The organism is Nonomuraea sp. CX421 (assembly GCF_059358955.1).
The window spans coordinates 32010-45238 of the sequence record NZ_JCADBK010000036.1 but is presented as its reverse complement, the minus strand read 5'-3'; the positions used below and the strand labels follow the sequence as shown (position 1 = coordinate 45238).

Below are 13229 nucleotides of genomic sequence, written 5' to 3'. Positions count from 1 at the left end.
GGAGACGGACGTGTCCTACCCCGAACCCCGCTACCTCGACGAGCACGGTGCCGCCAGCGGTGTCTTCCGGTCCGCCGACCTGCCGCCGGACCTGACGATGGGCCCCAAGACCGACGACCCGGCCGAGAGGCCCACCGAGGTCCACTACCTCGGCACCGGCGCCTCGACCGGCGGCGCCTTCGGCCTCTACCGGTGGGAGATGGGCCCGCGCAAGAGCGGGCCGAGCCCCCACTTCCACCGCACGATCACCGAGTCGTTCTACGTCCTCGACGGCACCATCAGGCTCTACAACGGCGAGCGGTGGGTGGACGGCAGGCCGGGCGACTTCCTGTACGTGCCCGAGGGCGGCATCCACGCCTTCTGCAACCAGTCGGGCGAGCCCGCCTCGATGCTCATCCTGTTCACCCCCGGCGCCCCGCGAGAGGCCTACTTCGAGGAGCTGGCCGACATCGCCACCACCGGCCGGCAGCTCACCCCCGAGGAGTGGACCGACGTCTACCTCCGCCACGACCAGTACATGGTCTGATGTCCGGCTTCCCTGAGGAACCGATCTACGCGCAGCTCGCCCGCATCGGCAAGGCCCTGTCCAACCCGGTGCGGCTGCGCCTGCTCGACGTCCTCGACCAGCGCGAGCGCACGGTCGAGGAGCTGGCCGAGGAGGCCGGCGTCCCGCTGAAGAACACCTCGGCCCAGCTCCAGCACCTCAGGGCCGCCCACCTGGTGACCAGCCGTAAGGACGGCACCCGGGTGCGCTACCGGCTGGCCGACGAGCGGGTGTCGCGCTTCCTGGGCGAGCTGCAGGGCTTCGCCCACGGGCGCCTGGCCGACCTGCGCGACGCGGTCGCCGAGCACCTCGGGGCGCTGGAGGGCGTCACGGCCGACGAGCTGGCCGCCCGCCTCACCGACCCCGACACGGTCGTCATCGACGTACGGTCCGCGGCGGCCTACGCCGAAGGCCACGTCCCCGGCGCCATCTCGCTGCCCCTGGCGACCCTCCAGGACCACCTCGACGACCTCCCCCACGACGCCGAGATCGTCGCCTACTGCGGCGGCCCCTACTGCGTCGTCTCCCCGAAGGCGGTCCGCCTCCTGCGCGCCCACGGCCACACCGCCCGCCCCCTGGACGGCGGCTTCACGGCCTGGCGCCGCTCCGGCCACCCCTCCACCCCCTGAGCGGCGGCGGCTCAGGCTCCGATCCGGTCCATGGACGGGTCCATGACCCCCAGCTCGCGGTAGCGGCCCGCGTGGAAGACCAGCGGCTCGCCTTCGTGCCACTGGAAGTGCTCGACCTCGCCGACGAAGATGCGATGGTCCCCGGCCTCGTACGCGGTCACCGTACGGCAGGCGAAGAAGGCCAGGGCGCCGGCGAGAGCCGGCAGCCCGCTCGGCGTGAGACGGGTCTCCACTCCGGCGAACTTGTCCGGCGCCGGTCTGGCGAACCGCTGCGACAGGTGCTCCTGCCCGCAGGCCAGGACGTTGACGGCGAACCGCCCGGCCCGCAGGAACGCCTGGGTGCTCGGCGCGCGCCTGGACAGGCACCACAGCACCAGGGCGGGGTCGAGCGAGACGGAGGCGAAGGAGTTCACGGTCACCCCGATCCGCTCCCCGCCCGGCGCGCAGGTGGTGACCACCGCCACCCCGGTGGCGTAGCGGCCGAGCGCGTCACGCAGGGACCTCATGACGCGCTCGCGAGGTAGTCGCGGGCCGAGGCCGGGTCCATGAACCACTCGGCGAAGTCGGCCGGGTCGTCGAACCCGTTGACGAAGCGGGAGGCCACCGCGGGCAGGGAGCCGGCAGCGCCGAGGATCTCGAGCACGTGCGGCGGCGGAGGGGCGAGCAGCGCGTTGGTCCACGCGGTGGCATGCCGGGCGCCCGCCCAGTAGCGCTCGAAGGTGTCCTCCATCCACGCCTGGTCGAACGGCTGGTCGCCGCGCTCCAGGATGGCGGCGAGGTAGGTGGAGGCGCACTTGGCGGCGTTGTTGGCGCCCTGGCCGGTGATGGGATCGTTGAGCACCACCACGTCGGCGACGCCGAGCACCGGGGCGCCCGTGGGCAGGACGGCGACGGGCCGGCGGACCGTGGGCGCGAACCGGCCGGCGAGGGTGCCGCGCTCATCGGTGAGCTCGACGCCGGCGCAGCGGGCGGCCTCCCACGGCAGGTACGTCTCCAGGATCGAGCGGCTCCTGGCCAGATGCTCGGCGGGGGTGAAGACGTCGCCCCAGCAGTCCATCGGCCCACCGGGGATTCCCTCGAACACCATGATCTCGCACGGCCCGGTGACGGTGAGCGCGGGAAAGACGAAGTACTCGCCGACGCCGGGGATCAGGTTGAAGCAGACCGCGGAGTGGCCGGGCCGGGGCGTGAGCCCGTTGACGTAGGTGAGGGCCAGTGCGCGCTGCGGGACGTCGTACGGCGAACGGGCGGCGTCCCGCTCGAACAGCGAGGCGATCTTCCCCTTGCCCGCCGCCACCAGGACCAGGTCGTACCGGGCCGCGTACTCCTCCAGGTCGCCGGGTGTCGCGTCGTGGATGACGACCTTCCCGCCCAGCCTCTCCACCTCGGCGAGCCAGGCGGGCATCTTCAGCCGCTGGTCGACCGAGCGGGCCGGCTCGTCCAGCCGGGCCGCCCAGCCGATGGCCTTGCCACCGTCGGGCCCGGGGACGGCGAGCTGGATCCCGTCGATCGGCGGGCAGTCCGGCCACTGGTCGAGGCCGAGGGCGCGCTCGTGGCCGAGGGCGGTGCCGAACATGGCCTGGCTCGACGTGACCCGGCCGTCCCGGATGTCGTCGGGGGTCCGGTTGGAGACGACGGTGACGCCGTAGCCGTTGCGCAGCAGGCCGAGCGCCAGGTGCAGCCCGGCCTGCCCGGCGCCGACGATGAGGATCTCGCGCATGGTGGGTTCCTTCGGTGAGCTGGAGTGGATGCTCAGAAGGTACGTTTCGGTGCCGTACGCCATCCATCCGCTGAGCGCGGGTTCCGTCCAGTTGACGCGGAGTTTCGCAGCGTCGCCGACGGAGCTTGGCCGTACCTTTCCCGGTAGGCCGCGGCGAAGCGGCCCTGGTGCGGGAAACCCCAGCGTGCGGCGACGGCGGTGACCGTGACCCGCGCCGGGTCGGCGGCCAGCAGCTCCTCGTGCACCCTGGCCAGCCGCACATCGCGCAGGTGTGCCATCGGGGTCAGTCCCAGGTGCGTGCGGAAGCCCTCCTGCAGCGAGCGGGTGCTGACCGCCACGGCCCCCGCCACGTCGGCCGTGTTGATCGGCAGGTGGGCGTGCTCCTCGATGAACCCCATCGCCCGCCGCACCACCTTCGGCACGGCCGGCCGCCGCGGCGCGGCCAGCTGCGGCCAGTAGTTGGACGGCTGCATGGTGAGCAGGCTGGACAGCAGCGCGTTCTCCAGGTGGGCGAGGGCCAGCGACTGCGCGGCCAGCCCGCCGCCGTCCTCGGCCGCGTGGACGATCAGGTCGGCCATCGCCCGCCAGCTCCGCGCCCAGCCGCTGGTCATGTCCACGCCCAGGTCGAAGACGAGCGGCCGGTCGAGCCGCTCACCGAGCATCTGCTCCAGTGTCTGCTCGACGATCACGCGGTCGAACTTGACGATCAGCTGCGGGCACTGCGCGGCCCAGCGCATGTCGAGATGCTCCGTGGGCGACGGCAGCGAGGCCAGCGAAGGGGTGGAGACGATCTCCTGCCCGCCGCAGCGGATCAGGCTGTGCCCGGCCAGCGGCACCTGCACCAGGAAGAACGACTCCAGCTCCCCCGGCTCGATGCGGACGTCGGTGCCGTAGTCGAGGTAGCTCACTCGTACGGAGCCGAGCTGCGCGGAGTTGAACCGCGCCGCCAGCAGGGCGGGATCGCCGGTCAGGTCCAGCCGGTGCGCGCAGAACACCCGCCCCACCTCTTCGCGGACCTCGTCCGGATCCGAGCCGGCGAACAGCGGCGTGTTGTCCAGCAAAACCCTGTGCCCCATCGAGCGCCCTGCCTTCGCACGTATCCGGGTGACACATGATCATCGTCGAAGTAGGAGGGGGCGTTCCAGGTAGAAGTGCACACAACCGGCTCGCAAGATCCCAGGTTGATCACGAAAGTGCGCCAGGTCGGAGACTCCTGCCCAGCGCGTCGCGGGCTTGATAACACTGGCGGACCGACCAATCGGACCTCAGTTGCGAAGGCACGCGCCATGTACTCACCACCGACACCACCGTTGTACTCGCCACCGACACCACCGTTACGCCCGGTACGCGGCTTGGCCAACCTGGCACTCGGCGCGCTGGCGCTCGACTGCCTCGTGGGCCTCGCCGCCGCCGTGATCGACGTGCAGGAAATCGCGATCATCAACCGGATGATCGACACCCCCGACTCCGTCAGCGAGACGGAGATCGCGACGAGCGACGCCATCTACGCCGCGTCGGCCATCGCGGAGGCAGCGGTCTTCGTCGTGACCGCCGTGATGTTCCTGATCTGGCTCTTCCGGGTCAGGGCGAACGCGGAGGTGCTCGCGCCCGGCGAGCACCGGCACGGCAAGCCCTGGCTGGTCTTCGGGTGGATAGTGCCGATCATCGCCTTCTGGTATCCCAAGCAGATCGTCGACGACATCTGGCGTGCCTCCCATCGAGCCGGCGCCGACCCGTCACCCCGCTCCCGACTGGTCACCGTCTGGTGGGCGAGCTTGCTGATCGCGTCCTTGGTGTCCAACGTGGTCGGCCGCATGTTCAGGGCCGACGACCTGGAAGGCATGGCCCTCGCCGCCCAGTACGACATCGTGAGCATCGCGCTGTGGCTCATCGCGGCGGCACCGGCGGCCATGGTGATCTCGCGCATCACCAGCACGCAGGAAGCGCGGCGGCTGGCTCCTACCGCCGCGCCCGCCTACTGACCTCGCGTGGGGGCCATGAGGCCGCGTGTTCGGACCACCCGGCCGCCCGCGCGCTCTCGGCCGAGCACGAACACGGCGCAGCTCCGGCCACGGCTCCACCTCCGTGCCGCAAGGGCTGCCATCACAAATGCGACGGATGAACTGGTACGCGTACGTGCCTGCCGGCTTCCCGCATCTGGTGAAGCAGCTTGAAGCCCTCGTCGCGATCGCTTCAACCCATCGCCCACGGCCGCGGAGGATCTTCTCCAGGAGAGGCAACTCGGAAACCGCCGCGAAGTTACACAGCACCGTGTTGTCGGGGAACCAGGAGTAGGTCATGGCGAGAAAGGAAAGTCCTCTCTCGGTTCGCTGATGGCCTGGCGAAGGGTGGCGGTGTCAACGCCAAGGAGGTTGGCGAAAGGCCGCAACGTCGCCTTGCCATCGGCGTACGCCTGGTACGTGGTGCGTACGAGGGAGGTTGGGACGCGCGGCCGGGAGGCGGAGGCGATCCACTCCGCGAACGCACTCATCGCCCCAGCCAGCCGAGCAGCGGACGCCGCGATCATCCGCCCAAGAACGTCGAACTGCCGGCGATCGATCAACTCAAGCCCCAGCAGCCGCCACGCGAGGTTGCCCGGCGTCACCCACAGGCGGCACGCCAGGCGGGCGAACGACTCCTCTGACCAGGTGAGCCGGGCGGCTTCCGCTCGCAACAGGTCTTCGGGCAGGAGAAACTCGGCCGCGAAGGCGTTGGCTCGCATCTCTGTGGGTCGCTTCCTGTGGCCGGCGTCATGCAGGTTGGCATCCAGGTGGAGGCCCTGGTCGTCTCCAGCCAGCAGGTGGCCCAACTCGTGGGCGATGGGGAAGCGCTGGCGAGCGGGAGCCCTGGAGGTGTTCACCACCATGAGCCGGCAGTGGTCATCCGCCCAGCTGAGCCCGTCGAACCCTTCGGGCAGGCGCACGATGCGGACATCCACCCCAAAGGCTTCCTCCAGCGGATCCGCCAGATCCCGTTTCTCCCAGGGATCGAAACCCGATCGCCGAGCATGATCACGCGCCTTCTCCGCAAGCCTGCGCCCTTGCTCCACGCAGAGGCCCGACCTTGGCACCGGCCCGAGCGCTACGACGTCGCGCGAGAAGCCAAGGTAGGACAAGTCAGCCCGTAGCTGAGCGAGCGTCTCCGCCTCCGTATTGCCTCCTCGGTTGGGCTCGACGACACGATTCCCGCGAGAGAAGTGGAAGAGGAGGCGCGTGTGGCGCCAAGTACTGGATGACAGAGACGGCGCATCAGAGGAGTGCAGGTTGGTGGCGATGACAGGGCCTCCGGATACCGGAGGAGTGACCGACGGTGAGGCGATCGGCGCGTCCTTCACCGATCCGGAGAGGTTCGCCACGATCTTCCAGCGGCACTGGGACGAGATCTACCGTTACATCGCCTTGCGGCTGGGGCCTGACCTGGCCGAGGACGTCGGTGCGGAGACCTTCGCCGCCGCCTTCCGCAGCCGGCGTCGTTACGACCGGACGCGGGCGGACGCTCGACCGTGGTTATACGGCATCGCCACCAACCTCATCCGCCAGCACCGGCGGATGGAACGCCGCCGTCACCAACTGCTCGCCCGGGCCGACACCGAATGGTTCAGTGAGTCCTTCGACCGGGCCAGCGACGAACGGATGACCGCTCAGCAGCTCGCTCCTCGCATCGCGTCGGCGCTGGCACGGCTCTCGCCCGCCGAACGCGACCTGCTCCTCCTCATCGCCTGGGCCGACCTGACCTACGAGGAGGCCGCGCAGGCCCTCCAAGTGCCACCGGGCACCGTCGGGTCACGGTTGCACCGGATTCGTAAGAAGCTCCGTCGGACATTCGGCGACATCAACCCCAGTGATCCCCGGAGGTGGATACATGAATGACGAGGACATCGCCCTCATCCGGCGGTTCCGCCCGGCGGACCCGCCGCACGATCCCGCGGCGAAGGCTCGGGCGTGGACTCGCCTGCGACGCGAGTTCGACTCCGCCCCCACGTGGCGCCGTACCCTGCGAGTGCGCGCCGGCCGCCTGGTGGCGATCACCGGCGTGCTGGGAACCAGTGCCGCCATGATCGTCGTCGTGACGAAACTCGGCCTGCTCCCCGCCGACATCCCACGATCCACTCCGAACGCCACGCTCCCCACCGCCACACCACAACCCGGTACGGACACGACCCTGCGGACTCTCGAACTGGCCGCGGCCACCGTCGCGCGCCAGCCCGCGCCAGCCCGGCCCAGCCCCGACCAGTGGGTCTACACCCAGCGGATAACCGCCTTCGCCCTCCAGCCCGACGGGGGAACGATGCTGAGAGGGAAGGTGAAGGTGGAGGAATGGTGGAAGTTCGACGGTAAGCAGATGGCGCAGTCCGTCCAGAACGGACAGCTCTACAGGAAGCGCATTCTGGCCCTAGGAGAAAAGCCCCGCCGCCTCGACCCGCGGTTCAACGGAGGTGCCATCGGCGGTCCCGGCGTGGTGAACCAGACTCCGAACAAGTTGTATGACTACGCCGCCGGATTGCCCACCGACCCGGACGCCCTGCTCGCGCGGATCAGGAAGGATTACCGCGACAACGGCAGGGACGTGACCACCTTCGGAGTGATCGCCATGTTCTTCCGGCAAAACCCGCTCATCCCGGCCAAGACGAATGCCGCACTGTACCGAGCCCTGGCGAAGATCCCTGGCGTACGGGTGGTCAGCGACGCCACCGACTTCGCCGGACGGCGCGGCATCGGGGTGGTCTTCGACCGCGGCAGCAGGCCGGGCAGCCCGCAGACCATCGTGTTGGATCCCCAGACCTACCGCTACCTGGGAGACGATATCGAGGCGATCCTCGGCTTCGCCGTGGTCGACGAAGTAGGGCAACGCCGGTGACGTGAGGAGCGGGGGTCGCGACACCCGGCACAGTTCGTTCGGGTAGGTGGGCTTGTCCACGTACGAGGGGACTGACACCGGACCGGCCCAGGAGTCGACTGGTCAGGGTGGCCAAGGGAAGCCGAGGCGGTGGGCGTACTCTGGCGAGCCGCCGACGACCTTGGCATAGGTTTTGGGGTCGGTGCGGTGGAGGCGGTCGGCCAGCTGAGCGACCTGTGCGTCGAGGTCGGTGTCGTCGACCGGGATGACCCACTGGAACTGAAGCCACGGATCGTCGTCACCCCGCGACGAAGGATGGCCCGGATACCAGAAGGTCATCCTGACCGTGTCCTGCTCCTCGGTCCCCGCGAACACGCCACCGAGATCACACTGCCAGGCCGTCAGCGGCTCCGGCTCGTCACGCAGCCGCCGGTCGAGCCGGCGCGCCAGGCTGCGGGCCTGCCACTCCCACCCATGGTCGCGTACGGCCTGGGCGATCGTCTCGGCGTACTGCGCCGCCTGGAAGCGGAACGGCGGCAGCGTGACCGTTCCGTCGGGATCGCGCCAGCTTCGCCAGATCACGGTGTCGCCGTCGCGCACGATGGTGACGTACAGGGCTCCGCAGCAACCCTCGGCGCAGTACGCCGTAGCCATCCGTGTCTCATGGGGTCGGTCGGTGGCCTCCAGAGCGCCGAGCATCTGCTCCGGCTCGTACGGCGGGCCCTTGCGGAACGCTGCCGCGATCACCGGCCGGCGGTTCACCAGCAGCCGGGTCTCGACCCGACCACCCCTTACGGGATCAGGGACGGCGACCCGGATGGCCAGCCGGTCGTGCGCGTCGTCCGGCGACGCCAGGTAGGGGAACGGTCTGGAGATGGCACGGGCCGCCCAGCCCGCCCGCCACCGCGTCGTCCGATCGGCGGAACGCCGCGCTTCCGCCAGGACCGGCACCCAGCGCGGCGAGGCGATCAGACGGTCCAGCTGGGTGAGCGTGGCGGCGGGCTCTCCGGTCGGCCAGGGCAGGAGAGCGGCAGGGCCGGAGCGCAGTTCCTCGGCGAGAGTGATGAGCGCGGCCAGCAGGTCCGGCTCCGGTCTTGCCCCGGCGGCGTGTACCGCGAAGGCCGCGATCGCCCGGCAAGCGTCGTGGTACTCATCCGGCCGCGCCGGATAGCCGTCGGCGGAGCACAGTCCCTGCAGAAGCCGGGCGGCGGTGAGGACGATCTCGTTGTCGATCGTGGGGCCCTCCTCCAGGACGTCCGCCAAGGACACCGCTTCGGCGATCCGTACGGCCTCGCTCCCCGTCGGATGATGGCCGTCGGCTGCGTGGCGGAGCAGCCAGCCGAGGGCGATCAGGTCACCGATGCGGCACATCGCCGCTATGGCCCGGGCGCGAGTGAGGGGTGAGGCCCGATCGGCCAGCCAGATCAGGTCGGCCGTCACCTCGGGGATCGTCTCCAGGACGTTCACCGCCGTTGGCCCGAGGCAGGACAGCAGGCCGATGGTCCGGATGAGCTCGGCGTCCTGCGGGGTGGCTCTGCCGGCCAGCAGGTGGAGGCCCACACGGGTGGGGAGGTGGTGGGTGCCGTGGCGCACCAGCCAGATCCCCGTCTCGTGCGCGAGATCACCGGAAAGCCAGGACAGGTCGTCCGGTTTCAGATGGTCGAGCATCCACAGGGGGGCTCGCAGGTCACGGATGTCGTCGTGGAGCGAGGCGAGGGAGCGGTCCGGGTCGGTGGCGAACGCTTCCAGCCTGGCGATGAGCCTCCTGAGCGAGGAGGACGTGGAGTCGGGCCCCCACTCGACAGGCTCGTCGTCCTGGTTCGGACAGCGGCAGCCGCCGTCGGGAAGCGGCAGGTCGGGCGCCGACGCATGGAGCCGGGAGGCGTGATCGAACAGGGCAGGTGGGTGGTCGAGCGCCCAGCGCTCGTCGGCCACGTTCACCGCTGGGAAGAGGTCTCGATTCTCTTGGTCATAGGCGACACCATCCCACCACGGATGACCGGCGCACAAGCGGCCACGCGCGTCCGCTCCGCCGGCCCCCCGCCGAGGAGGCCTGGCCGCCCTCGCGGACCGGACAGGCCCACGAAGGCGGCGACGAGACCGCGCCCGTACCGGTCAGGTGCGGACGAGTTCCTTGGCGGGCGGCGCGGGGGCCGGGTCCTCGTCGTGGCCCTCGACCGACAGGTTGGGCAGCAGGCGGTCCAGCCAGGCCGGGCACCACCAGTTGAGCCGGCCGAGCAGCACCATGGTGGCGGGCACCAGGAAGCCGCGGATGATCGTGGCGTCCACCGCGACGGCCACCGCCAGGCCCACGCCGAACGTCTTGACCAGCGGGTCCGGATAGGCGATGAAGGCCACGAAGACGGCCACCATGATGAGCGCGGCCGAGGTGATGACCCGGCCGGTCGTGCCGAGTCCCTCCGCCACCGCCCGCGAGTTGTCGCCGTGCCGCTGGTACGCCTGGCGCACGGCGGTCAGCAGGAACACCTCGTAGTCCATGGACAGCCCGAACAGCACCGCGAACAGGATGAGCGGCGTGTAGCTCTCGATCGGCACCGTGAAGAAGAGCGTCTCCAGGTAGGAGGCGCTGGCCGGCGCGTCCATGCCGACGAGCCCGCTGCCCAGCCCGATCGAGAACACCAGGGCCAGCGCCCCGAAGGCGGCACCCAGCGAGATGAGGTTCATCAGCGCCGCCTTGACGGCGATGACCGGCGCGCGGAAGGCCAGCAGCAACAGCAGCGCGCTGAGCAGCACGACGACCGCGATGACCAGCGGGGTCCGTTCGGCCATCCGGTCGGAGGCGTCGGCCAGGGCGGCGACCTCCCCTCCGACGTGCAGTGTGACGCCGGGCACGGAGATCGCGCGGACGTCCCGCACCACCTCGGCGGCCCGGGCGTCGCTGGGGGCGTACTCGGGCACGACCTGGACCAGCACGGACCTGCCCGAGTCGTTGACCTGCGCGGGCGCGACGTGCGCGACGCCGTCGACGGCCTCGATCTCGCGGGTGATCCGCTCGACGATCGGGGCGGGCTCGTCGGTGTCCGCGACCCGTGACGGCAGCTCGGCGACGACGGCGAGCGGCCCGTTGATGCCGGGGCCGAAGCCGACCTCCATCAGCTCGTATGACCGCCGGGCGTCCGAGCCCTTCGTGCCGTAGCCGTCGTCGAGCGGCCCGAGCTTCAGCGCCAGCGCGGGCGCGGCCAGCGCGGCGAGCACGAGCACGCTGCCGAGGAGCACCCGCCACGGCCGGCGGGCGACCCAGGCGCCGAGCCCGGCCCAGCCGGACGCTTCGGGACGCCGGCCGAGGAACGGCACCTTGAGGGCGTTGATCCGGTGCCCGAGCAGCCCGAGCAGCGCCGGCACCAGCGTGATCGAGGTGAGCACGGCGGTCACCACGGAGATGCCGGTGATCCAGCCGAGCGTCCGCAGCAACGGGAAGCCACCGAGCATGAGCGCGCTCAGCGCGATGATGACCGTGCCGCCCGCGAACACCACGGCCCCGCCCGAGCTGGCCACGGTCCGGCGCACCGACTCGCCGACGGAGACGCCGGAGGCGAGCAGGCCACGGTGTCGCGACAGCAGGAACAGGGCGTAGTCGATGCCCACGCCGAGCCCGATCATCGTGGCCATGATGCCGGCCTGTTTGGGCACGTCCACGACATGTCCGAGCAGTCCGATGACGCCGAGCCCGGTGGCGACGCTGACCAGCGCGGTGAAGATCGGCACCAGCGCCGCCGCGAGCGTCCCGAACGCGAACACCAGCACCACCAGCGCGCACGTCACTCCGATGATCTCGCTGGGGCCGGTCTTGATCTCCTTGTCGGCCGGCGTCGAGCTGTCGGCGGGCACGACCTCCAGCCCGGCGGCACGCGCGGGGTCGGCCGCCTTCGACAGGGCCTGCGTGGTCTCGGCCAGCTTGGCGTGGTCGTGTCCCTCCATGCGCACGGTGATGACGCCGATGCGCAGGTTGGACGCGATCCCACCCCTCCGGTACGGCGTCTCCACCTTCACGACGTGCGGCATGTCGCCGAGGCGGTCGATGGTCCGTTCGACGGCCTCCTTGCGGGGCTCGTCGGTCAGCGGTCCCTGCTCGGAGTAGAGCACGAGCTGGACGGTGCCACCTGGCGCGTAGCCGGGGCCGAACCCGGAGCGCATCAGGTCGTGGGCGCGCTGCGCGCTGGTGCCGGGGATCGTCATGTCGGTGCTGACCGGGCTGCCGAGCACCAGGCTGCCGCCCAGCAGGCCCGCCGCCGCGATCACCCATAACGCCAGGACGATCCGCCCGTGTCGTGCGCACCAGCCGCCCAGCCGTCCCAGAAAACGCGTCATCGCAGAATCCCCCTCGACGGCCGTCCTGTACGGTCGTACAGGACTACGTTAGAACGCCAATTATCCGCTACGCCGGTGCATGTACGGAAATGAGACGATGACCACAGCCGACGACACCCGAACCAGGATCCTGGCGGCCGCCCAGGAGCTGTTCGCCGAGCGCGGCTACTCCAACACGTCGCTGGCCGACATCGCGGCGGCCGTCGGTCTCACCAAGACGGCCGTCGCCTACCACTTCCACCCCAAGGATCGGCTGGCCGCCGAACTGCTCGCCCCCGCCGCCGATGACATGCTCGCGCTGCTGGGCACCGACTTCGACGGCCGGGCGGCGTTCCTCGACGCGCTGGTCCGCTTCATGGTGCGGCATCGGGCGGTGATCCGGCTGGTCATGGAGGACGTCAACGGGGCCGACGACGCCCCGCCAGGCTCGCCGGGAGAGGCCTTCAGGACCTTCCGGGACGAGATCTTCACCCGCCTGGCGGGCCCCGAGCCCGGCCCCGAGAGCAGGCTGCGCGGCTGGGCGGTGCTCGGCGCGCTGCAGTGGGGCGTCGTACAGACCGTGGACCTGCCGGCGGAGCAGGTGGAGAAGGTGCTCACCCGAGCGGTCCAGGCGATCTAGGCGATCCACACGTCGTCGCTCTGGACGGACATGTCGGTCACCAGGAGCCGGGTTGGACGCCCTCGCCCCACGCGTGCAGCCGATCCCTCGGAATCGATCAGTCGGCGACGACCCCCGTGTTCTGACAGGCGGTCAGCAACCAGCGACCGTCGTCCTGCTTGGACATCACGTACAGCGGAGCACCCTCGCTCTCATCACCTGGGGTCAGGTAGAGCTGACGGACCTTGACCGCCGCGACATCCGGACGGATGAAGAACACGTGGACCACCTCGTAGGTGACCTTGCCGTCCCAGTCCGACGCGGGGAGGACCTTGCGGGTGAACTCCGAGATCGCGTCGAGGCCTATGAGGACCTTGCCGCCGCCCGTCGTCCAGACCGCGTCGGGGTGGAAGAGCGCGAGGAACTCATCGGGGTCCTTGTGCTGCTGGGAGTGCTCTACGGCGGCTACGACCTGTTCGATGGCTTGAATGTCTGCGGCGTACGCCGTGGATTCCGTTTTCATGTGCCCCACGGTGCTACCTCAAGCATGGTAGAGGTCAAGAGGTGATCGAC

13 protein-coding genes are annotated in these 13229 nt (G+C 70.3%); 6 read left to right on the top strand and 7 right to left on the bottom strand.

All coding sequences use genetic code 11. The features are described 5' to 3' along the window. Positions 1-10: 10 nt before the first annotated feature. Both AC5L3X_RS36935 and AC5L3X_RS36930 read left to right on the top strand, forming a co-directional pair. Positions 11-526: a cupin domain-containing protein gene (locus AC5L3X_RS36935; RefSeq protein ID WP_189127115.1), complete on the top strand. Its 516-nt coding sequence runs from the start codon at positions 11-13 to the stop codon at positions 524-526. Beyond that, positions 526-1173, top strand: coding sequence for an ArsR/SmtB family transcription factor (locus AC5L3X_RS36930; RefSeq protein ID WP_494863279.1), 648 nt, complete (start codon positions 526-528; stop codon positions 1171-1173). The genes AC5L3X_RS36935 and AC5L3X_RS36930 overlap by 1 nt, the downstream gene beginning before the upstream one ends. An 11-nt stretch (positions 1174-1184) precedes the next feature. Here the strand turns inward: AC5L3X_RS36930 and AC5L3X_RS36925 are convergent, their stop codons facing one another. The 3 genes from AC5L3X_RS36925 to AC5L3X_RS36915 are packed head-to-tail and all read right to left on the bottom strand — an operon-like array spanning position 1185 to position 3969. Next, positions 1185-1679, bottom strand: a complete 495-nt coding sequence (locus AC5L3X_RS36925; RefSeq protein WP_494863277.1) for a flavin reductase family protein — start codon at positions 1677-1679, stop codon at positions 1185-1187. After that, the gene (locus AC5L3X_RS36920) at positions 1676-2893 is read right to left on the bottom strand and encodes a styrene monooxygenase/indole monooxygenase family protein (protein ID WP_494863276.1); all 1218 of its coding nucleotides are present in this window, start codon (positions 2891-2893) and stop codon (positions 1676-1678) included. Before AC5L3X_RS36920 ends, AC5L3X_RS36925 begins: the two co-directional genes overlap by 4 nt. Positions 2894-2925: 32 nt before the next feature. Further along, positions 2926-3969: an AraC family transcriptional regulator gene (locus AC5L3X_RS36915; protein ID WP_494863274.1), complete on the bottom strand. Its 1044-nt coding sequence runs from the start codon at positions 3967-3969 to the stop codon at positions 2926-2928. A gap of 276 nt (positions 3970-4245) precedes the next feature. Between AC5L3X_RS36915 and AC5L3X_RS36910 the strand changes: the two genes are divergently transcribed. Next, entirely contained in the window at positions 4246-4875 is a 630-nt protein-coding gene (locus tag AC5L3X_RS36910; protein WP_494863273.1) for a DUF4328 domain-containing protein, read from the top strand. Positions 4876-5189: 314 nt separating this feature from the next. Here the strand turns inward: AC5L3X_RS36910 and AC5L3X_RS36905 are convergent, their stop codons facing one another. Next, positions 5190-5942: an ImmA/IrrE family metallo-endopeptidase gene (locus AC5L3X_RS36905; protein ID WP_494863272.1), complete on the bottom strand. Its 753-nt coding sequence runs from the start codon at positions 5940-5942 to the stop codon at positions 5190-5192. A gap of 250 nt (positions 5943-6192) precedes the next feature. On the opposite strand from AC5L3X_RS36905, the gene AC5L3X_RS36900 reads away from it, so the two are divergent. Together AC5L3X_RS36900 and AC5L3X_RS36895 are read left to right on the top strand one after the other, a co-directional pair. Next, the gene (locus AC5L3X_RS36900; RefSeq protein WP_494863271.1) at positions 6193-6762 is read left to right on the top strand and encodes an RNA polymerase sigma factor; all 570 of its coding nucleotides are present in this window, start codon (positions 6193-6195) and stop codon (positions 6760-6762) included. Next, on the top strand, positions 6755-7750 hold the full coding sequence (locus AC5L3X_RS36895; RefSeq protein ID WP_494863270.1) for a CU044_5270 family protein: 996 nt from the start codon (positions 6755-6757) through the stop codon (positions 7748-7750). Before AC5L3X_RS36900 ends, AC5L3X_RS36895 begins: the two co-directional genes overlap by 8 nt. A 102-nt stretch (positions 7751-7852) precedes the next feature. On the opposite strand, the gene AC5L3X_RS36890 is transcribed toward AC5L3X_RS36895, so the two are convergent. Next, positions 7853-9670, bottom strand: a complete 1818-nt coding sequence (locus tag AC5L3X_RS36890; protein WP_494863268.1) for a hypothetical protein — start codon at positions 9668-9670, stop codon at positions 7853-7855. Between the two features lie 174 nt (positions 9671-9844). Beyond that, positions 9845-12058: an MMPL family transporter gene (locus AC5L3X_RS36885; RefSeq protein ID WP_494863266.1), complete on the bottom strand. Its 2214-nt coding sequence runs from the start codon at positions 12056-12058 to the stop codon at positions 9845-9847. 97 nt (positions 12059-12155) lie between these two features. On the opposite strand from AC5L3X_RS36885, the gene AC5L3X_RS36880 reads away from it, so the two are divergent. Continuing rightward, positions 12156-12677 carry a TetR/AcrR family transcriptional regulator gene (locus tag AC5L3X_RS36880; RefSeq protein WP_189127107.1) on the top strand — a complete coding sequence of 174 codons (522 nt, stop codon included), beginning with the start codon at positions 12156-12158 and terminating at the stop codon, positions 12675-12677. A 97-nt stretch (positions 12678-12774) separates the two neighbouring features. On the opposite strand, the gene AC5L3X_RS36875 is transcribed toward AC5L3X_RS36880, so the two are convergent. Next, entirely contained in the window at positions 12775-13179 is a 405-nt protein-coding gene (locus AC5L3X_RS36875) for an SgcJ/EcaC family oxidoreductase (RefSeq protein ID WP_494863264.1), read from the bottom strand. Positions 13180-13229 lie beyond the last annotated feature (50 nt).